Source organism: Arthrospira sp. PCC 8006 (assembly GCF_046480465.1).
In the GTDB taxonomy this organism is placed as follows: domain Bacteria; phylum Cyanobacteriota; class Cyanobacteriia; order Cyanobacteriales; family Microcoleaceae; genus Limnospira; species Limnospira platensis.
Genome location: NZ_PKGG01000040.1, coordinates 1 through 19,741, shown reverse-complemented (window position 1 = coordinate 19,741; position 19,741 = coordinate 1). Strand labels below are relative to the sequence as shown.

The 19,741-nt window shown below is 47.1% G+C and carries 20 protein-coding genes, 1 pseudogene and 1 CRISPR repeat array; of the genes and pseudogenes, 12 read left to right on the top strand and 9 right to left on the bottom strand.

Annotated elements, in window-relative coordinates; all coding sequences use genetic code 11:
• Positions 1-73 precede the first annotated feature (73 nt).
• The 5 genes and pseudogenes from ssb to B9T16_RS08700 form a co-directional block, all read left to right on the top strand.
• Positions 74-370, top strand: a pseudogene (ssb, locus tag B9T16_RS08720) (single-stranded DNA-binding protein); the annotation flags it as partial.
• A 98-nt stretch (positions 371-468) separates the two neighbouring features.
• A complete protein-coding gene (locus tag B9T16_RS08715) occupies positions 469-1,002 on the top strand; it encodes a hypothetical protein (RefSeq protein WP_006618982.1) in 534 nt (177 codons plus the stop codon).
• A gap of 56 nt (positions 1,003-1,058) precedes the next feature.
• Complete coding sequence (locus B9T16_RS08710; protein WP_014276253.1) at positions 1,059-2,006, top strand: response regulator; 948 nt, start codon at positions 1,059-1,061, stop codon at positions 2,004-2,006.
• A 3-nt stretch (positions 2,007-2,009) separates the two neighbouring features.
• The gene (gene ubiE / locus B9T16_RS08705) at positions 2,010-2,720 is read left to right on the top strand and encodes a bifunctional demethylmenaquinone methyltransferase/2-methoxy-6-polyprenyl-1,4-benzoquinol methylase UbiE (RefSeq protein ID WP_410244558.1); all 711 of its coding nucleotides are present in this window, start codon (positions 2,010-2,012) and stop codon (positions 2,718-2,720) included.
• 111 nt (positions 2,721-2,831) lie between these two features.
• Complete coding sequence (locus tag B9T16_RS08700; RefSeq protein WP_006618979.1) at positions 2,832-4,064, top strand: DUF445 domain-containing protein; 1,233 nt, start codon at positions 2,832-2,834, stop codon at positions 4,062-4,064.
• Here B9T16_RS08700 and B9T16_RS08695 read toward each other — a convergent pair.
• A complete protein-coding gene (locus tag B9T16_RS08695; protein ID WP_006618978.1) occupies positions 4,061-5,293 on the bottom strand; it encodes a NupC/NupG family nucleoside CNT transporter in 1,233 nt (410 codons plus the stop codon). The two genes, B9T16_RS08700 and B9T16_RS08695, sit on opposite strands and share 4 nt — an antisense overlap.
• A 117-nt stretch (positions 5,294-5,410) precedes the next feature.
• Between B9T16_RS08695 and der the strand changes: the two genes are divergently transcribed.
• The 6 genes from der (at position 5,411) to proC (ending at position 10,796) form a co-directional block, all read left to right on the top strand.
• A complete protein-coding gene (der, locus tag B9T16_RS08690) occupies positions 5,411-6,772 on the top strand; it encodes a ribosome biogenesis GTPase Der (protein WP_006618977.1) in 1,362 nt (453 codons plus the stop codon).
• 61 nt (positions 6,773-6,833) lie between these two features.
• A complete protein-coding gene (locus tag B9T16_RS08685; RefSeq protein WP_006618976.1) occupies positions 6,834-7,796 on the top strand; it encodes an energy-coupling factor transporter transmembrane component T family protein in 963 nt (320 codons plus the stop codon).
• Positions 7,797-7,984: 188 nt separating this feature from the next.
• Positions 7,985-8,254 (top strand): transcriptional coactivator PipX, encoded by a 270-nt coding sequence (gene pipX / locus B9T16_RS08680; RefSeq protein ID WP_035735557.1) that lies wholly within the window; start codon positions 7,985-7,987, stop codon positions 8,252-8,254.
• A gap of 15 nt (positions 8,255-8,269) precedes the next feature.
• On the top strand, positions 8,270-8,941 hold the full coding sequence (locus B9T16_RS08675; protein ID WP_006618974.1) for a YggS family pyridoxal phosphate-dependent enzyme: 672 nt from the start codon (positions 8,270-8,272) through the stop codon (positions 8,939-8,941).
• A gap of 326 nt (positions 8,942-9,267) precedes the next feature.
• Complete coding sequence (locus tag B9T16_RS08670) at positions 9,268-9,885, top strand: cell division protein SepF (protein WP_014276255.1); 618 nt, start codon at positions 9,268-9,270, stop codon at positions 9,883-9,885.
• A 104-nt stretch (positions 9,886-9,989) separates the two neighbouring features.
• The gene (gene proC / locus B9T16_RS08665; protein WP_035735563.1) at positions 9,990-10,796 is read left to right on the top strand and encodes a pyrroline-5-carboxylate reductase; all 807 of its coding nucleotides are present in this window, start codon (positions 9,990-9,992) and stop codon (positions 10,794-10,796) included.
• Here the strand turns inward: proC and plsY are convergent.
• The 8 genes from plsY to B9T16_RS08625 all read right to left on the bottom strand — a co-directional run bounded on the left by plsY (position 10,793) and on the right by B9T16_RS08625 (position 18,157).
• Positions 10,793-11,473: a glycerol-3-phosphate 1-O-acyltransferase PlsY gene (plsY, locus tag B9T16_RS08660; RefSeq protein WP_410244557.1), complete on the bottom strand. Its 681-nt coding sequence runs from the start codon at positions 11,471-11,473 to the stop codon at positions 10,793-10,795. The genes proC and plsY overlap by 4 nt on opposite strands.
• Before the next feature lie 69 nt (positions 11,474-11,542).
• Positions 11,543-12,592: a DUF3086 domain-containing protein gene (locus B9T16_RS08655; RefSeq protein WP_410244556.1), complete on the bottom strand. Its 1,050-nt coding sequence runs from the start codon at positions 12,590-12,592 to the stop codon at positions 11,543-11,545.
• Between the two features lie 92 nt (positions 12,593-12,684).
• Entirely contained in the window at positions 12,685-12,816 is a 132-nt protein-coding gene (locus B9T16_RS08650; protein ID WP_353912474.1) for a hypothetical protein, read from the bottom strand.
• A gap of 266 nt (positions 12,817-13,082) precedes the next feature.
• Positions 13,083-13,253, bottom strand: a complete 171-nt coding sequence (locus B9T16_RS08645; protein ID WP_410244555.1) for a hypothetical protein — start codon at positions 13,251-13,253, stop codon at positions 13,083-13,085.
• A 576-nt stretch (positions 13,254-13,829) separates the two neighbouring features.
• Positions 13,830-13,985 carry a hypothetical protein gene (locus B9T16_RS08640; protein WP_410244554.1) on the bottom strand — a complete coding sequence of 52 codons (156 nt, stop codon included), beginning with the start codon at positions 13,983-13,985 and terminating at the stop codon, positions 13,830-13,832.
• A gap of 106 nt (positions 13,986-14,091) precedes the next feature.
• Positions 14,092-16,008 (bottom strand): 1-deoxy-D-xylulose-5-phosphate synthase, encoded by a 1,917-nt coding sequence (dxs, locus tag B9T16_RS08635; protein WP_410244553.1) that lies wholly within the window; start codon positions 16,006-16,008, stop codon positions 14,092-14,094.
• A 249-nt stretch (positions 16,009-16,257) separates the two neighbouring features.
• A complete protein-coding gene (locus B9T16_RS08630; protein ID WP_410244552.1) occupies positions 16,258-17,151 on the bottom strand; it encodes a glycosyltransferase family 2 protein in 894 nt (297 codons plus the stop codon).
• A 169-nt stretch (positions 17,152-17,320) separates the two neighbouring features.
• Complete coding sequence (locus B9T16_RS08625) at positions 17,321-18,157, bottom strand: HpsJ family protein (protein ID WP_006616553.1); 837 nt, start codon at positions 18,155-18,157, stop codon at positions 17,321-17,323.
• A 154-nt stretch (positions 18,158-18,311) separates the two neighbouring features.
• Here B9T16_RS08625 and B9T16_RS08620 point away from each other — a divergent pair, with 154 nt between their 5' ends.
• Positions 18,312-18,830 (top strand): adenylyltransferase/cytidyltransferase family protein, encoded by a 519-nt coding sequence (locus tag B9T16_RS08620; RefSeq protein WP_006616552.1) that lies wholly within the window; start codon positions 18,312-18,314, stop codon positions 18,828-18,830.
• A gap of 97 nt (positions 18,831-18,927) precedes the next feature.
• Positions 18,928-19,668: a CRISPR direct-repeat array (repeat unit 37 nt; unit sequence GTTTCCGTCCCCTTGCGCTTAATTGGTAGGGTCTGAC).
• Positions 19,669-19,741 lie beyond the last annotated feature (73 nt).

The window sequence follows — 19,741 nt, the reverse complement described above, 5'->3', positions numbered from 1 at the left end:
GTGTGAGGGGAAACTTTCACGCACGGTTCTGGATCAGAGGTAGGAAAGGTGACTTTCTTATCGACTGTAATAGTCAGGATCAGTAAAATGTCGATTGACTTTAGCTGTCAGGCGCAGAAGTCGCAACAGCGATAAACCAGACTGGTTTAATTTAGACATTTGGGATAAGACGGCTGAAATTGCTGCCAACTATGTCCGTAAGGGCAGTTTGATTGGAGTGAAGGGAACATTAAAGATTGATACATGGACTGACCGCAATACGGGTGTACCACGCTCGATTCCGGTGATTGTGGTCGATCAACTTGATCTACTAGGATCTCGTCAGGATAATCAGGCATCTGGTGTTCCTGAGAATTATGATGAGTTCTAGGGGTATGATCTGGTAGTCGGGTTGATAACATGGTTAAAATCCGACTACTAGGGGAGTACCACCCCTGATGTGTTGCACTATGAAAGTTTATTTTTGTTGTGAGTTCACCAGAATTAGATCGGATTTTGCATGAGTACAGATCTGGACAAATAGCCTTTGAACAGGGTCGATATCGCCAATCGGTGCTACATTTGGAAACAGCGAGAGATGCAGTGGAGGCTAACTCTGGGTTGGGTGGCGAAGTCCAGATTTGGCTAGTGACGGCCTATGAAGCCCTAGGGGAAAGACAAAAGGCGATCGCTCTTTGTAAAACCCTCAAATTTCATCCCAGCCTAGAAACTAGGAAACAGTCGCGGCGCTTGCTAGAAATTTTGGAAGCACCGAAACTCTATAGGGGTTCAGAAGGGTTAATCGAAATTCCCGATCTGAGTAACTTAGGAGAAAATGCCGATAAGTTTCCTGTAGCATCATCAAGCCGAGAAAATTCTGCTAAAGCAGATCAACTCAATTCTCAATCACCAGACCCAGACATTGACCTAACTCAGGTTAATACTAAAGATAATCAATTTTTGTGGGTGGCTCTGATTTTCCTGGGGTTGACAGTAACTAGCTTACTGTTTGCGAACAGTTGAGACGACAATGGTCTAAATCCCCTAATGCACGGAATCACTCGTAGTGTAACAATAGTATGGAAACGGAAACTCCAGACCTAGAAAGCATTAAGCGCCAGTTAATGAGTATTAGACGACCGAAAAAACCTAAGATGCTGGTAGTAGACGATGAACCAGATAATTTGGATCTGCTATATCGTACTTTTCGGAGAGATTTTAGCGTTTTTAAAGCGGAAAGCGGGATCCGCGCCCTAGAAATTCTCTCTCAGGAAGGCGAGGTGGCGGTGATCATATCTGATCAACGGATGCCAGAAATGAAGGGGACTGAATTTCTCAGTAAAACTGTACCTCAGTTCCCTAACACGGTGCGGATTATTCTTACCGGGTTTACAGATATTGAAGACTTGGTGGACGCGATTAATTCCGGCCAGGTGTATAAATACATTACTAAGCCTTGGGACCCGAATGAGTTAAAAACGGTGGTTCAACGAGCGGCGGAAACCTATGAACTGCTGAAACTGCGGACGGAGCAACTATGCCGAGCCAACAGCCAGATTCAACTGTTGAGTGATATTATAGGCATGGCACTCAAGGCGACGGAGATAGAGGAAACTCTACGGGCGATCGCTAAGGCTATTGGAGAACAGATCGAGGCTGATGGGGTGATTCTGCAAGTGGTTTCCTCAGATAGTTTGGCTACCACGGCCGGAGCCTATGGTATCGTGGAGGATGTGAAGGGTTGGCTGGCTGATGATCAGATTGTCAGTGAAGCGATCGCCACGAAAGTCGCCCAGGGTGAAATCAATATTCCCAATAACTCAGCTCTGGCGGGAAGCGATCGCTATAAAAGCGCCAATATCCAAGCTCACCTGTGTACCCCCATTATCGATCGCAATCAAGTGGTCGCCGTGTTTTCCCTCCAATGGCAAAAACCCTGTCAACTGTCCCCAGATGACCTGTATACGGTTAGGTTGGTGGCTCAGGAAATGGCTCTAGTTCTATCTCGCTTACATCAATCAACTTAAAATATGAAGCCAGATAGAAGTCAAGAACATATCCAAAACCTGTTTAACCGTATTGCTCCGGTCTATGACCAGATGAACGACTGGCTAAGTTTTGGGAGTCATCGCATTTGGAAACAAATGGCGGTCAACTGGAGCGGCGCTCGTCCCGGTCATATAGGCTTAGATCTATGTTGCGGGACTGGTGACTTAACTAGACTTTTGGCTCTCAAGGTCGGTGGCTCAGGACAAGTGGTTGGGGTGGATTTTTCCCGGCAACTGCTGGCCATTGCTGGCGATCGCCAACCACCCTTTACCCTATCCCCGGCTCCCATTACTTGGGTAGAAGCAGATGTACTAGATCTTCCCTTTGGGGATCATCATTTTGACTGTGCTACCATGGGTTATGGTTTGCGTAATGTGCTAGACATTCCCCGCAGCCTAAAAGAACTCCATCGCGTCCTGAAACCCGGTGGGACGGCGGCGATTTTAGATTTTCACCGTCCTGAGAATGGCTTTAAAACCTTTCAACAATGGTATCTCGATCGCGTTGTTGTTCCAGTAGCTAATACTTTCGGACTAAAGGCTGAGTACGCCTACCTTAATCCTAGCCTAGAAAAATTCCCCACAGGTCCCGAACAGGTCGCCCTAGCAAAGGAAGCTAATTTTAGTCGGGCTACTCACTATGCGATCGCAGGGGGTATGATGGGAGTATTGGTTCTTGAATCAGGGGGGTGATGAGCTAAAACATCGCGATCGCACCAACCACCCTAATTCAGAAAGGCGAATAGAAAAGGCAATTCGTCAGTTGTCCTAGTTAGCTGGGATTTGCAGAAATGTTGTGGCACAATGGTCAATTTATCTCAAGCATCGATTTTTATTGTTCCCCCAGTTTTGGGGGGAATTATCGGCTACTTTACCAATGACCTAGCCATAAAAATGCTATTCCGTCCCTATAAAGCCAAAAAGGTCGGAAAGTTTCAGCTTCCCTTTACTCCCGGTTTAATTCCCCGCAACCAAGAAAGGCTGGCTCAAAGGGTTTCTGATACTATTATGCAGTCCCTGCTGACACCGGAGGAACTCCAGAAAGTTGCGCGCCGCCTATTAAAAACCGAACGCATTGAAGCGACGATTTTATGGTTATTACAACTGGCGCTGGCTCAGGTAAAAGCTGATACTGAACAGAAAACGGCGAAAATTTTAGCAGGTATTCTGAGGGATTTTTTAGGGGAATCTTTACCTAGGATATTGCGGGTTATGGCGCGGCGGGAAGATTTTTTAGAGCCTCAGCTAAACCAGATTTTTGATCAAGTAATGTTGGAGTTCCAACTCAGTGACCAACAGGCTCAACAACTGTCAGAATGGCTATTAGAGCGAGTAATTCCCCCAGAAATTATCCGACTGACTTTAATTGATTTTCTGACCGATCGCAATATTTCGATTATTGATGAAGGCTTCCGGGAACAAAGCACGGGAACCTATTGGGTAGTGGCTAATATTTTCGGTCTCCGCACGACTTTAACCCGGTTAAGAACTTTTTGTCTGGATGAAAAAGAAGAAACTAATCGCCGACTGGAAAAACTGTTAACTTCTCTGGGAGTTAGGGAGCGATTTAAGGAGTGGTTGCAAAATCTTTCAATGCAAAATTTGCCGCTGTCTACGGTGCGACAATTACGCAAAACTCTCCGGGATACTGTGCGAGAATACGTCCAAGAACAGGGTATTGATTTAATTCAAGGGTTAACTAAATCTATTGATTGGGAAAGGGTTTCCGCGTTAATTTTAAGGCGGCTGCAAACTTCCCCAGTGATTAATAATTCCCTAGGATTAGTTAGTCAAGAGTTGGCGATGGTTTTGGAACGCTACCTAGAAGAAGACTTAGAGAAATTGGTGGCTAAGGCGATTCCAATTTTGAATCTTGATGGAGTGATTATTGAACGGGTAATGGCTACTTCTCCACAGCAGTTAGAAGTAGCAGTTAATGGCATTGTGAAAAGTGAATTACAGGGAATAGTTAATCTAGGTGGTATTTTGGGTGTAATAGTTGGCTCACTACAAACGGTAATTTTGCTATTGCGTTAAAGTAACATCCCGGCGACGCAAGCGGTCATAAAACAAGCGATAGAACCAGCAATCATGGCTCGGAATCCTAATTGGGCGAGGTCGGCTTGTCTTTGGGGTGCGATCGCTGAAATTCCGCCTATTTGAATGGCGATCGAACCAATATTAGCAAATCCACAAAGGGCGTATGTAGCAATTAAAATCCCCCGGGGACTAATGGTGGGTTCAGTAGTACCTACAACATTAGCATTTTCGATTAATTGTTTGAGGTCTAAATAAGCAATAAATTCATTAACAATAATCTTTTTACCCAGTAACACGCCGACGGTGGCGCAGTCGGACCAAGGTACACCCATTAACCAAGCCACGGGAGCAAAGATAAAAGAAAATAGCCATTCCAAGGAAAGTTGGGGTAATCCTATCCCGGCTCCTAACCATCCTAACACGCCATTAACTAGGGCTAATAATCCTAAAAAAGCAATCAGCATGGCGGCGACATTTAGGGCTAATTTCATGCCTTCAGTGGCTCCGGTGGCGGCGGCATCAATGGCATTAGCAGAAGTGGGTTTTACTTCGATTTTTACCTGTCCGGCGGTGGGGGAAGGCTCGGTTTCAGGATAGAATATTTTGGAAATGGCTAAACTAGCCGGGGCGGACATTACGGAAGCGGCAATTAAATGTTCTGCGGGAACACCAAAGGAAATATAAGCGGCTAATACTCCGCCGGCGACGGTGGCAAATCCCCCGGTCATCATGGCATGGATTTCCGATCGCGTCATGGTGGCAATATAGGGTTTAATTAATAAGGGAGCCTCGGTTTGTCCGACGAAAATATTGGCGGAACAGGAGAGGGTTTCTGAACCGGAAGTTTTGAGGGTTTTCATCATTAGCCATGCTACCCATTCGACTACTTTCTGTAAGATGCCATAGTGATATAAAATGGTGATGAATGAGGAAAAAAAGACAATGGTCGGCAAGACCTTAAAGGCGATGAAATGCTGCTCAAAATCGTCTCCGAATACAAATTGGGCTCCCGCATCGGAAAAGTTGAGAAACTGGGTTACAGCAGCGCCTAGGGCTTGGAAAATGGCGAATCCTATGGCGGTTTTCAGAATCACAATGGCAAATAAAATTTGCAGGGCAATGCCCCATAAAACGGTGGGCCAGCGAATTTGCTGACGATCGCGCGAAAATAAATAGGCGACCAGTACAAATACTACAAGTCCGAAGGCGGAAATTGCCCGTTCCATTGGCTGTTTTTAAGTTAGGGTGAGCTTGAGTTGGGCGATCGCAGATAACAAGTTGGTCAAGGAGTATGTAACAATAGAGGGTTAGCACTATCAACGCCTGGATAAGGCGAAAGTTCCATGTCTCGACCCATAGTTGCCATTATCGGCCGCCCTAATGTCGGTAAGTCTACCCTGGTAAACCGTCTTACACAAACCCAAGATGCGATCGTTCATGATCAACCGGGGATGACCCGCGATCGCACCTATCGTTCCGCCTATTGGCAGGATCGAGAGTTTATCGTAGTAGATACGGGAGGGTTAGTCTTTGATGATGATACCGAGTTTGTTCCGCTAATTAGAGAACAAGCCTTGATGGCTTTGGCGGAAGCGACAGCAGCTATTTTGGTGGTGGATGGACAAACAGGACCGACGGGAGGGGATGAGGCGATCGCTAGTTGGCTGCGACAACAAAAGGTTCCGATCCTCTTAGCAGTTAATAAATGTGAATCCCCTACCCAGGGACTGACTCAGGCGGCGCAATTTTGGGAATTGGGTTTGGGAACTCCTTTTCCGATTTCTAGCATTCATGGTAACGGTACGGGGGAACTGCTGGATACTTTGATTGAACATTTACCAAGTTCAACAGAGGATGACGACAACGAAGAATTGCGAGTGGCAATTGTGGGCCGTCCGAATGTGGGTAAGTCTAGCCTATTAAATACCTTTTTGGGTCAGGAAAGGGCGATCGTTAGTCCAATTTCTGGGACTACCCGTGATGCGATCGATACCATCGTAGAACATAATGGCAATACCTATCGCCTAGTAGATACGGCGGGGATCCGCCGGAAAAAGCACGTTGAGTATGGGGCGGAGTTTTTTGGGATTAACCGGGCTTTTAAGGCGATCCGACGGGCTGATGTGGTGTTGTTTGTGATTGATGCTGTGGAAGGAGTCACAGACCAAGATCAAAAATTGGCGGGTCGTATTGCTGATGACGGGCGCGCCTGTGTGATTGTGGTAAATAAATGGGATGCGGTGGAAAAGGATAGTTACACGATCCTAGAGTATGAAAAAGTCATGCGATCGCGATTGTATTTTCTCGATTGGGCAGATATGATTTTTGTCAGCGCTATGACCGGACAGCGGGTCGAGAAAATTTTTAAATTGGTGGACAAAGCCGCCGAAGAAAATCGCCGCCGAGTCTCTACAGCCGTAATTAATGAAGTCATCGAAGAAGCAGTCCGTTGGCATTCTCCACCCACCAGTCGCCAAGGACGACAGGGCAAAATCTACTATGGAACTCAAGTTACCTCCGGTCCGCCAACTATTGTCTTGTTTGTGAATGACCCAAAACGTTTTGGGGATAACTATCGGCGCTATATGGAAAGCCAGTTTCGTCAACAGTTGGGATTTGCTGGCACTCCCATTAGACTATTATGGCGGGGTAAAGCTATGCGGGAAGTAGAGAGAGGTTCCGCTAACCGCGCGACTAAGGTTTGACTGCTGAACAGTTGCGCCGATTTGCCATTGATCCCGCCAACTATCGTTAATTGTTGAGAAAATGGACTTACTGCGATCGCTACCTATCGGTTTATACTTAGAACAACCGATTACTTGGCTTCATCGCCTTGATTCCCGGATTAAGCTAGTCTGGTTGATGAGCTTTCTCATTGCGCCGATTCTCTCCAATGCCGTTTGGCGGTTGGGGTTGGTGGTGCTGTTGATGGTGATTACCCTAGTGGCAGCAATTCCATTCCGGGTTTGGAAGCGACAAATGGGCTGGCTATTAACTTTCTGTAGTTTATTGTTGATAGTAAGTGCTATCCTACCTGACGGGTTGAGTGTTAGCCATCAACCCCGTCTCCCTACAGATGAGATAGCTTTTGAAATGCAAAGTCTTGGGAGAGTGGGAGAGGACCTCGAAAATGCCACAACTATGGCTGATTCGGTGACTGATACAGGGGGTTTACCTCAACCTACGGCCTATCGTTATATTCTGCTGTCGGCGGGTCCGTTAACTATTACCCGCTATTCCCTGGATCTGGGTGTTAGGATTAGTACCTTGCTGTTTACCCTGGTGTACAGCACTAATCTATATCTACTGACTACGGCTTCTGAGGAAATCGCTGTGGGGATCGAAAGCGTGATGAAACCATTGCGAAGGTTGAAAATTCCGGTGACGGAAATCGCCCTGACCCTGACTCTCTCCCTGCGTTTCTTTCCCCTGGTACTTGAGGAAATTCAGAACCTATATAGATCTGTGCGTACTAGGGCGATCAACTGGAAAAAACTGGGCTGGCGCAGGGCGACTCAAATTTGGCTATTGGTGGCAGAAAGACTCCTGGAAAATTTATTATTGAGAGCAGAACAAATTGCTAATGCCATGAAAGTCAGAGGCTTTACCAGTCCTAACCAACATCGGGTTGAGTGGCATCAACTTAAAATTAATTGGTGGGATTGGATCGCCCTATTCGCCTTAACTATATTTTGGGGTATGCGTTTGGTTTGGGGTTGGGAATCTTAACATCAATGCTTTTTCCCCGTTTCCCGGCACAAGGTGCTATGACTTGAAAAGTGCGCCCGAGAGTGTCAAGATAAATCGGCTGATTATTTGATTCTGGGATATGTCTGTGATGGGCGGGCCCGAATAGCAGAGTAACACCAGGTAATTGCCTTTTTTATAAGTTAGTGCTTGCTGATGCGTGAGGCGGAATGACAACAGAAACTTACATGAACCATCCCAACTTTGGCTTACTTTTTAAAGTGTGCCCAGTTGAAGATAATCAGGAATTATTTACTACCCTTTACGCCCAACGCCTCTTTTTCTTGGTGACTCAATCACCGGCTGGCTTGAAGTTTGAACCGATAAGCCGCTCGGATGCCAAGATGTTAGTAGAAATTCGCTTGCGAATGTTACGACGCACTGGCCAAATGGAGCCTTATCAAAAACTGCAAATAATTCATCAGCAGACCTTTCTATAGCTTGACTAACCTACTATGACTGATTCGATCGCTGAAAGAATTGCCCAAATTCGGGCTGCTATTCCTCCAGAGGTGCGACTGGTGGCTGTGACTAAAACGGTTTCGGTGTCGGCTATGCGCTTGGCTTATGAAGCCGGAGTTAGGGATTTTGGCGAAAATCGTGTTCAGGAAGCAGAGGCGAAACAATCTCAATTGCAGGATCTCACGGACATTAACTGGCACTTGATTGGTCATCTACAAAGCAATAAGGCGGCGACGGCGATCGCTCATTTTGATTGGATTCACTCGGTTGATAGTTTGAAATTAGCCCAAAGACTCGATCGCCTGGCCACAGAACAGTCTCGCTGTCCTCGGATCTGCCTACAGGTGAAAATCCTCCCAGACCCCAACAAATATGGTTGGACTGTCCCGGAGTTGCTGGCTGATTTACCCCAGCTTAATGTCTGTGAGTCCCTAAATATTCAGGGTCTAATGACAATTCCCCCCCAAGGCTTGACCGAAAACGAAACGCGATCGGTTTTTGAACAAACCCGCCAGTTAGCCGCTCAAATTGAGGGGCAAAATTGGTCTAATATCAAAATGCAAGAGTTGTCTATGGGTATGTCAGGGGACTATTTACTAGCCGTAGAAGCAGGGGCTACTATGATTAGACCGGGACAAACTATATTCGGTCCCAGGAATATCTAAGGCGATCGGGTCGGAGTCTACCTGATGCACTATCAATAGGGGGGATGAGGAACTTTCGGGTTAAACTTTAATCATCTGCCTTTGTGTTAGGGGAGGAAATGTCTAAAAAAAATTATGACAATCAGCCCCCACTGGGTAGGTTAGATCGGTATCTTTAGAGCAGTTGATCAACAATCAGGGCGATCGCATAAATTTAGTTGACCCTATGCTTTACGGTACAAAGCCTGTGTATCCTAGCACTGGTTACAGTCTGGGTTAATGCAGGTAGTAAATCTCAAAATGTCAATGGTGACTTTTTGTGGTAGTTTTATGGAGCGCAGTAAGCCGTGAATACACTGTTTAGCAAACTTAGAGATTTCGTAGGACTCAATGAATCCGTTGAGTACGATTACGAATACGATGAAATGGAAGGGGAGCAATACCAGACGACCATGTATCAAGCCCCTCAACCACAGGCTGCTCCCCTCATGTCAGAGGAAGAACGTCGTGGGTCTCGTCGCCCCCGTGAACGCGCGGTGGCGACGGTCGGAGGTGGTAATATGACATCTGAATCAGTAACAATGGGTTCACCAGCTATGAATAATGTAATTGGAATGCCAGGAGCGCTCAACGGAATTTCGGAAGTGATGGTTATGGAACCTCGCACTTTTGAAGAAATGCCGGCTGCTATCCGCGCCCTGAAGGAACGCAAGTCTGTAGTTCTGAATTTGACTATGATGGACCCAGACCAGGCTCAGAGAGCTGTAGATTTCGTCGCTGGTGGCACCTATGCCCTCGACGGTCATCAGGAACGCATTGGAGAAAGCATTTTTCTGTTTACTCCCAGTTGTGTTCAGGTTAGAACTCAAGGTGGCGTGGCTAATGAGGTTCCCGGTGTGCGCCCCCGCGTGAGTTCCAGCACTTCCGCGCCTTGGCAGCCAGAAAAGGTTCAGGCGATGCAGTAGTTGGCAGTGATGCAGATACGACGGGACAGGGGGAGATGTTTGGCAATTGACAAGTTAATGCTTCTCCCCTCATCCTGAGCCCAAATAGCGCGATGGATGGACGGATGAGTGAGTTTAAATTGGGATTGATTGGCGGCGGGGTCATGGGAGAGGCTTTGCTGTCGGGTCTGTTGGCGAAGCGGATTTATGCCCCGGAAATGGTGATGGTTAGTGACCCTTCTGGCGATCGCCGTGAGTTTTTATCTCAAAAATATGGGGTTGGGGTAACATCTGATAATCGGGAAGTTGCCGCAGCTACTGAGGTGGTTTTGCTGGCTGTGAAACCTCAGATTTTTGACTGGGTGGCCGACGATTTAGAAGGACTGCTAAAGCCGGGTACTATAATCATCTCAATTTTGGCAGGTGTTACCCTGTTTAAGTTGGAGAGAGCTTTTCGGGAATCTCCCGTAATTAGAGTAATGCCAAATACTCCCGCTACGGTAGGAGCCGGAGTTAGCGCTTTGGCTGCTGGTAGTTCCGTGGAACCTACACAGATTAAACGCGCTACGGAGATTTTAGCAGCAGTTGGGGATGTGGTGCAAGTTCCAGAATATTTGATGGACGCGGTAACGGGTTTATCGGGTTCTGGTCCTGGATATGTGGCGATTATGATTGAGGCTTTGACTGATGGAGGAGTGGCGGCTGGACTTCCTAGAGCGATCGCCTCAAAGTTGGCTCTGGATACCGTTTGGGGAACCGCTCAACTGTTGCGGGAATCTCAATTACACCCAGCCGAATTAAAGGATCGCGTCACCAGTCCAGGCGGTACAACTATCGCCGGAATTGCCGAACTAGAGGCGGCGGGTTTTCGATCAGCTTTAATTAAAGCGGTGAAAGCCGCAGGCGATCGCTCCCGGGAATTAGGGAGTTAGGGGGTCGGGTCTGCTGAGAGTTTTTGACCAATACGGGGTTCTGTACCCTGTAAAATCCGGTCAATATTGCTACGATGTCGCCAAATCACATAAGTTCCGGCGGCGATCGCAAAAATCTGGTAGGGAAGGGGTTGTCCGGTCATAATCATTAAAGCAGCGATCGTGATAGCCCCAGCAATAGAACTTAAAGATACAATGCGGGTAATGGCTAAAACCACCCCAAATGCAATTAATGTAGCCAAAGCCAGGAGCCAATTGAGAGCAAATAAAATCCCCAAACTGGTAGCCACAGATTTACCGCCCTTAAAGCCTATCCATATAGACATTGTATGGCCGAATACTGCGATTAAGCCAGATAATGTGGCGATCGAGTAGGCCAAAACTTCCGGGGAGTCAATCCCAGCCAGAGTCGCAATTTCGCGGGTTTGAGTGAGGGAATACACCCAGAAAACCATAGAAATAGCAGCGACACCCTTCAAAATATCCACTGCTAAAACCATCACCGCCGGCAGTTTACCACAGCTTCTTAATACATTAGTTGCCCCAGTTGAACCCGAACCCACCTCCCGGATATCAACACCATAAAACCAAAGAGCGATCGCATATCCAGTAGGAATTGACCCCAGTAGATAAGCCGCCACCAAGATCACCCCATTCAAAATCAACCAATTAACCATACTTAATCAAATTTCCTGCATCCATCGACAATTTAGCAACCGAATCCGACTAACCTATATCAACCGCTCTCAAAACCTATCTAAGGTTGACTGAGCCGCCGCCTGCGGGTCAGGAGCAAAAGCCAACCAGAGAGGAAACTGGAGCAACGAGAGGCTAATTTTCTCCTCTGTATCATCAATAATAATAAACGGAAGGCGACCGTCATTAACCAATCTGTCAGCCTTTTGAGCCAACAATTCCGGGTCTTCAAATAATCCCAACCCGCGCTCAGGTCCAAAATCACGGCGGTCAATTCCTAAACAGTCTTGAAGTCCTCGCCGCCACTCTCCCAGGCGTTCTGGACTATTTGCCAAGACCAAAGTCCCCAAACGTCTGTCATAGAGACTTCTGAGAATTGATACAGTCGCCGAAGCCACCAGAATATTTTGCAGACGGCTTCCCATAGTCCGCAACGCACCGCGTCCACCTTGGTTAAAGAACCAATTAGAAACCTGTTTAGCGTGGATAGGCTCAAAAGTGCGGCGCAACTGCCAAGGGGGGCCATAATAGTCAGGATTACTGCGGTATTGGTCAATAATCTGACGAATTTGTTGAGTTTGTTCAGCAAAAGCCGACTTAGTAAATTGAGTATTAGGCTGAGTTTCAGCCACCGACTCCACCGACTGACTTCTGGGAGTGGAATTAGCAGCAGGGGGAGCGATCGGTTCTTCTGGGATTAACTCAAGCTGTTCTGCTGTAGCCGCCAGGTCTTGAAGACTACCAACCAAATAATCTTTAAAGCCTTGAACTCGGATAGCCAAATCCTGAGAAACCCCAGCAAAAGTAGTTCGCATTTCTTGCTCAATGCGTTCTCGGCGACGTTCGAGTTTTTCGACTTCCACTTGTAGAGTCTGTCTCCTCGCCTCCAACTGGCTGAGGGCTTCAGAAACCAGGTTTCCCATAGATTGAGTTAGGGCGGTTTGTTCCTGCTGTAATTTTGCCTTAGTGAGCTGAAGTTGGACAATTTCCTGCCTCAAATCTTCAGCCTGACGCTTGAGGTAATCTATAGGCTCTTCCGGGGACTGAGAGCCTGTGGTTAAATTAGGTTCAAGTGGTGATGATTCAGGTTGAGAATTCAATGGTTGTACTCGCTCTGGGTTCAAACTAGGGTAAGGTAGGGTGCGTCAGGCCTACCATATATCGATAATTATCGGATTCTACCATACCCCGGCTATATGAATCCCACCCGAATAATTTTCGCCAGAGACCCCCATCTCGGTACCATCGTGCGATCGCCTCCCGTAGGGTGCGTCAGAACCAGGCTATATAAATCCCAGGGGATAATTCCGTGCTGACGCACCATAGAGGCTATATAAATCCCAGGGGATAATTCCGTGCTCACGCACCATAGAGGCTATATAAATCCCAGGGGATAATTCCGTGCTCACGCACCATAGAGGCTATATAAATCCCAGGGGATAATTCCGTGCTCACGCACCATAGAGGCTATATAAATCCCAGGGGATAATTCCGTGCTACCTGTTCAATTATCGGGTATGGTGCGTCAGAAATGAATGTTCCGGTGTTGATTTTAATTCTCGGAGTCTGACGCACCCTACTGATGGATCTTTAAATCAATGCTCCGGTCTTGATTTCAATGATGGTGCGATCGCCTCCCGTAGCCTCCCGTAGSSTCCCGTAGGGTGCGGTAGGGTGCGGTAGGGTGCGATCGCCTCCCGTAGGGTGCGTCAGAACCAGGCTATATAAATCCCAGGGGATAATTCCGTGCTCACGCACCATAGAGGCTATATAAATCCCAGGGGATAATTCCGTGCTCACGCACCATAGAGGCTATATAAATCCCAGSGGATAATTCCGTGCTGACGCACCATAGAGGCTATATAAATCCCAGGGGATARTTYSGTGCTACCTGTTCAATTATCGGGTATGGTGCGTCAGAAATGAATGTTCCGGTGTTGATTTTAATTCTCGGAGTCTGACGCACCCTACTGATGGATCTTTAAATCAATGCTCCGGTCTTGATTTCAATGATGGTGCGATCGCCTCCCGTAGGGTGCGTCAGAACCAGGCTATATAAATCCCAGGGGATAATTCCGTGCTCACGCACCATAGAGGCTATATAAATCCCAGGGGATAATTCCGTGCTCACGCACCATAGAGGCTATATAAATCCCAGGGGATAATTCCGTGCTCACGCACCATAGAGGCTATATAAATCCCAGGGGATAATTCCGTGCTACCTGTTCAATTATCGGGTATGGTGCGTCAGAAATGAATKTTCCGGTGTTGATTTTAATTCTCGGAGTCTGACGMACCCTACTGATGGATCTTTAAATCAATGCTCCGGTCTTGATTTCAATGATGGTGCGATCGCCTCCCGTAGCCTCCCGTAGGGTGCGGTAGGGTGCGGTAGGGTGCGGTAGGGTGCGGTAGGGTGCGGTAGGGTGCGGTAGGGTGCGTCAGAACCAGGCTATATAAATCCCAGGGGATAATTCCGTGCTSACGCACCATAGAGGCTATATAAATCCCAGGGGATAATTCCGTGCTGACGCACCATAGAGGCTATATAAATCCCAGGGGATAATTCCGTGCTCACGCACCATAGAGGCTATATTGATTATTTGGAAGTGCTGACTGTTGAGGGTTCTTTGGTCAAGAACAATTCCCGGATTTGTTCAGCAATTTGGGAACTTGTCAGACCCAGATCAACTTTAGATTGATCAGGTGTAGCATGATCCACCAATTGGTCAGGAATGCCGAACCGCTTAACAGGTACTAAAACATCATGATCTAGTAGTGCTTCGGCTACTGCGGAACCAAAACCTCCCATGATGCAACCTTCTTCGAGGGTGACGACTTTACCGATTTTTTGGGCTAAGGGTACAATCAGCTCTGTGTCTAGGGGTTTGACAAATCTGGCATTAACCACAGTTGCATCAATGCCGTGTTCACTGAGAATCTCAGCTACCTGCATAGCGCTGTGAACCATTGTGCCATAGCCGAGTAGTAGGATATCATCACCTTGGCGGAGGATTTCACCTTTACCGATCGCAATAGGTTCCCAGCCTTCTTCCATAAGGGGAACCCCATGACCGGAACCACGGGGGTAGCGCATAGCGATCGCCCCAGAAGTGTGATTAATACCAGTTACCAGCATTCGCTGTAATTCGGCTTCATCTTTAGGAGCCATAATGGTCATATTGGGGAGACAGCGCAGATAAGCGATATCATACATTCCCTGGTGAGTGGGACCATCTACCCCAACAATACCGGCGCGGTCCAAACAGAAGAAAACCGGCAAGTTTTGGATACAGACATCATGGATAATCTGATCATAGGCTCGTTGTAGGAAAGTCGAGTAAATCGCCACCACCGGACGCATTCCCTCACAGGCTAAACCCGCCGCCAGAGTAACCGCGTGTTGTTCAGCAATACCCACATCAATATATTGTTGGGGGAGTTTAGCTTGTAGTTTATCCAAACCTGTGCCTGTTGCCATGGCAGCGGTGATACCCAAAATTTTAGGGTTATCTTCGGCCAGCTTAATTAAGGTATCTGCAAATACTTTAGAATAACTGGGAGGCTTGGGTTTGTTGGAGGGAATAGCTTTCCCGGTGGCGAGGTTAAAGGGTGATTGAGCGTGATAGCCTACTTGGTCTTTTTCAGCGATCGCATAACCCTTACCCTTAACTGTGGAGACATGAACCATAACCGGGCCTTTAATTTCATGGGCTTGTTGGAAAGTCTCGATCAAATCCTCCAAGTTGTGACCATCCACAGGTCCGATATAGGTAAAACCCAACTCCTCAATAATAGCCCCCAATTTCGGCACAGCTAACCGTTTCATCCCTTCTTTAAGGCGTTCCATCTCCGGGGTAAAATTCTCACCGACAAAGGGAATTTGTTTAAACTGTTCCCGCAGATTATCTTTCAAAAATTGCACGGGGGGGCTCAGGCGCATTTTATTCAAATAACGGGGAATCGCGCCCACATTGGGGGAAATCGACATTTCGTTATCATTGAGAACCACCATCAAATTAGTGTTAGGTAGATGACCCGCGTGGTTAATAGCTTCCAAAGCCATCCCCCCTGTCATCGCCCCATCACCAATAATTGCCACCACCTTATAGTTATCGCCCTGCATATCCCTAGCCAAAGCCATCCCCAAGGCGGCTGAGATGCTTGTAGAGGCGTGTCCAGCTCCAAAATGGTCAAAACGACTCTCGCACCGTTTTAGGTAGCCTGCGACCCCATCTTTTTGGCGCAGAGTATTAAAATTGTTGTAGCGTCCAGTAATCATTTTATGGGGATAGGCTTGGTGTCCGACATCCCAAATGACTTTATCTCGGTCTAGGTCTAGGGTTTGGTAAAGTCCTAGGGTTAGTTCGACCACTCCCAAACCTGGTCCCAAATGACCTCCAGTAGCTGCTACGGTTTCTAGGTGCTTTTCACGGATTTGTTGAGCCACTTCTTCCAATTCATGGATAGACAAACCGTGGAGTTGATTGGGATGGGTCAGTTCACTTAGATGCATAGTTGAAAATACTGATCCTAAAAATAAATTAACAATCGGGCTTGTCTGAACATGATAGCCCAGTCTTGACGTTGATGCTGAACTTTAGTAGTAGTCGGGGGGGTTATGGGGACTGGTGCAAATAGAGTCCCGCGCGGGAACCCACCCACACCAGCGGTGAGAGTAGGGGGGATGGTTTTTGGCTCTCGGTAATTTTTTCGGCTTAACTGCTGTTAGTATGGCTGTGCAGTTATTGCCAGGGAAACCACCTCATCCTAAGCCTTTCCCAGAAGCTGAGGGAGTTTCTGTATCGATCGCCAATTCTTGATGAGTTTGTGGCTCCCCAACAGGCATATTTTCGATTTCCCAGACTTTCAGGAGAATCAGATATTCATAAAAGGCTTGTAGAGTACACCAGGCGAGTCCAGGTTGACCGTCGAGGAAGCCTCCCAGGATAAAATACATATAGACAAACCGAATCATGGGTCGAAATGGTAGGCGCAGGGATAAATCTTTCAAGGCGTKTCGCCTTTCCACCTCTGTTTTCCCCCAAAATAGGTGATTCCAGTTTACTGTACCCGATCGCAATTGTTTAACAGTTTCGTGGGCTTCATCTGTAGAATAACGGTTGTGCTTTTCTATCCATCGTGCCATGCCTTTACTGTTGGTATAGTGAGGATAGGTTTCTTTGAGGAAGCTGGTAGGACCGTCACAGACTTCTCTCTCGGTGTGACCATAATCGGTAAACCAGACGCGCTGCTTATCAAATAGACGCATCTGATAGCGGGGGTATTGGGTGCTGCGGCGAATCCAGCGCCCCATAAACATGACCCTTTCCGCTGCATAATAACCTATATAGCCGTCGGTATTTTGGGTTTGCTGTTGACACTCGGCGAATAGTTCGGGGGTCATGCGTTCATCGGATTCGAGAATATAGGCCCACTGATATTTAGTGGTTACTTCCCGCAGCATCCAAGTCCGTTGGCGACCGTGACTTTCAAACTTATGTTGAAGTACGCGGACGGGGTACTGTTGAGCAATTTCTACGGTGCGATCGCTACTAAAGGAATCGACTACAATTATATCATCACATTGACTGGCTGACTCAATGCAGGCGGCAATATCAATTTCATCATTGCAAGTCAGAATATATATCGAAAACATTAGCTTCAGTGTTTTAGGGATATAAATTGGCAAAAAAAAGGAATATTTGATGCACCATAAATTTCGCTCATCGGTGAGACAAAAAAGGTGGCTCCATGCAGTTAAATACACCTAGGATTGGGTTTAATTTACATCCTTTGGAGCCATAATTATCTCGCGGTTAGCTATTTTATCCAGGGTTAGAAGATGGTTTACGACGACCTTTATTTAAGAGACCCAAACCTTTTAAACCAGTCCAGCCCAAGGCTATATAACCGATCGCCAATAGCAAACTACTCATCCCAGTTTGGAGGCTAGATTTGAGCGATCGCGTTTTGGCTTCATCCTCTAGTTCTTGTTGGCGTTGACGAATTTGGGTGAGTAATTGCACAGGTAGGGAGTCGGCTTGTTGTTCCAAGAACTCATCAAGGACGGCTGGATTAGTTTTAGCTTCCTCAAGAACTTGTAGAATTTGTGGGGGAAGGTTTCCTTCCGCAATCACCTGATTTAATTGTTCCTCGTCTTGTATTAAGCCAGTTAACTGGGCTCGGAGTTGCACTTTTCGCTGTTCAATCTCCTGTTGAAATTGCTGACTTCCTAACTGGCTTTCCAGTTGAGTTTCTGCTTGCGCGGCTTGCTGACTAATCTCTGATAAAGCATCTCGGCGAGCCAAACGGGTATTATTAAGGTGCATGGGAAAAATCAGCAAGTACAGCAACCCTAGTAAACTGGCGAGGATACCAACCCACAATCTTAGGTCGGCGATATTTTTACGAGATTTGGGAGCATTTCCGAGGACACTATCCATCCAATACCCCATTAAAACGAGAGCCATTCCTACCAGGGGAACTACGCCTCGGTCAACTAAGCTGCTAGCAGTTTGGATTAACCAACCTCTATCGGTTAGGTTGGGGGGGAATAATAGGACTAAATAATCGACTAGGGCTGACAGAATCAGGATTAGCCCAACTAATTTGATGCTAGAAGAGGCTTGGAAGGAAAATTGACGGTTTGTTGTTGATGTCATAGGACGGTTAAGGATACTCTAAGTTTGTCTACAGCCAAGATAACAGTTCCGGCTAGTATGTAACTACTGTCATATTTGCCAAGATGGGGGAATTGTTTATTGATTAGCTGCGGTTGAGTAGTGGTTAATGATATCAAAGAAAGGAGAGACAATCATGATTGAGGGCGTTTATTCTGTGGAAGAACTAGGGGAGGCGATCGCCTATAACCCTGAGCAATGGCGACCTCTAGTTTTTAGCAATGGCTGTTTTGACTTGATTCATGCTGGACATATTCGCTACCTGACCCAAGCCAAAAGTTTAGGGCGATCGCTGGTGGTCGGTCTCAATAGCGATCGATCTGTTCGCCTGATTAAACCCCACTCGGCTGGATATCCTCCCCGTCCTATTATACCAGAATTACAGCGAGCCGAAGTTCTCAGCCACTTAAAACCCGTAGATGCAGTGGTGATTTTTCCAGAAAGCACTGCTAGGGCGATTATTGAACAGTTACAACCTGATATCTATGTTAAGGGTGGTGATTACACCATTGACACCCTACCGGAAGCGCCCACGGTTCAAAGCTATGGCGGCAAGATTGTCCTAATTGCGGTGGAAATGCCTACTTCTACCAGTGGGATTATTAATCGGATTTTGCACCATCATACCCCACCCAATTTGGGCATGAATCCCTAACTCTAGGGTCGCAAAAGGTGATGGCTATTAACTACCCCATTGACCACTGGCGGACCTCTATCAACTTCGACCCTGAGAAAATCAACACACCAGTTAGCTTTCCCTCCCCTGGCGCTTAATTGGTAGGGTCTGACACAGTAACACAACCAACCCAGTGGAATCGCTCGGATTTCGTTTCCGTCCCCTTGCGCTTAATTGGTAGGGTCTGACCTGGGAGAATATGGCGCTTACCAGTGGGGAGTCTTCCCCCTGTTTCCGTCCCCTTGCGCTTAATTGGTAGGGTCTGACTTCAAATCCAAAAAAGCACTCTAAGACGACATTCGATAAGTTTCCGTCCCCTTGCGCTTAATTGGTAGGGTCTGACCTGGGAGAGTATGGGGCTTACCAGTGGGGAGTTTACCCCCTGTTTCCGTCCCCTTGCGCTTAATTGGTAGGGTCTGACGCCAAGCCGGCTATCCAACGACAGCTATTCTGTGCGTGGTTGAAGCGTTTCCGTCCCCTTGCGCTTAATTGGTAGGGTCTGACWGCTGATMGGGAGTGGGTAAAATCCTCCGGGGACACTAAGTTTCCGTCCCCTTGCGCTTAATTGGTAGGGTCTGACCAGGCACGATGGCAAATAAAAATAGGGTTCGGAGAACCGGAGTTTCCGTCCCCTTGCGCTTAATTGGTAGGGTCTGACAGGGAGAAGAGGGAGAGCCAGGGACCGATATAATCTGCGGAGAGTTTCCGTCCCCTTGCGCTTAATTGGTAGGGTCTGACAGGATTGTATGTCAGTGAGGACATACTTTCAAAATTAAACTCGTTTCCGTCCCCTTGCGCTTAATTGGTAGGGTCTGACCAATCTGTAGAATTACCACCATCGTTTTTAAATATATCTTTGTTTCCGTCCCCTTGCGCTTAATTGGTAGGGT

Coding starts and splice junctions, on each gene's coding strand:
- B9T16_RS08710 (WP_014276253.1), top strand. CDS start 1,059: ATGGAAACGGAAACTCCAGACCTAGAAAGCATTAAGCGCCAGTTAATG.
- ubiE (WP_410244558.1), top strand. CDS start 2,010: ATGAAGCCAGATAGAAGTCAAGAACATATCCAAAACCTGTTTAACCGT.
- B9T16_RS08700 (WP_006618979.1), top strand. CDS start 2,832: ATGGTCAATTTATCTCAAGCATCGATTTTTATTGTTCCCCCAGTTTTG.
- B9T16_RS08695 (WP_006618978.1), bottom strand. CDS start 5,293: ATGGAACGGGCAATTTCCGCCTTCGGACTTGTAGTATTTGTACTGGTC.
- der (WP_006618977.1), top strand. CDS start 5,411: ATGTCTCGACCCATAGTTGCCATTATCGGCCGCCCTAATGTCGGTAAG.
- B9T16_RS08685 (WP_006618976.1), top strand. CDS start 6,834: ATGGACTTACTGCGATCGCTACCTATCGGTTTATACTTAGAACAACCG.
- pipX (WP_035735557.1), top strand. CDS start 7,985: ATGACAACAGAAACTTACATGAACCATCCCAACTTTGGCTTACTTTTT.
- B9T16_RS08675 (WP_006618974.1), top strand. CDS start 8,270: ATGACTGATTCGATCGCTGAAAGAATTGCCCAAATTCGGGCTGCTATT.
- proC (WP_035735563.1), top strand. CDS start 9,990: ATGAGTGAGTTTAAATTGGGATTGATTGGCGGCGGGGTCATGGGAGAG.
- plsY (WP_410244557.1), bottom strand. CDS start 11,473: ATGGTTAATTGGTTGATTTTGAATGGGGTGATCTTGGTGGCGGCTTAT.
- B9T16_RS08650 (WP_353912474.1), bottom strand. CDS start 12,816: ATGGTGCGTCAGCACGGAATTATCCCCTGGGATTTATATAGCCTGGTT.
- dxs (WP_410244553.1), bottom strand. CDS start 16,008: ATGCATCTAAGTGAACTGACCCATCCCAATCAACTCCACGGTTTGTCT.
- B9T16_RS08625 (WP_006616553.1), bottom strand. CDS start 18,157: ATGACATCAACAACAAACCGTCAATTTTCCTTCCAAGCCTCTTCTAGC.
- B9T16_RS08620 (WP_006616552.1), top strand. CDS start 18,312: ATGATTGAGGGCGTTTATTCTGTGGAAGAACTAGGGGAGGCGATCGCC.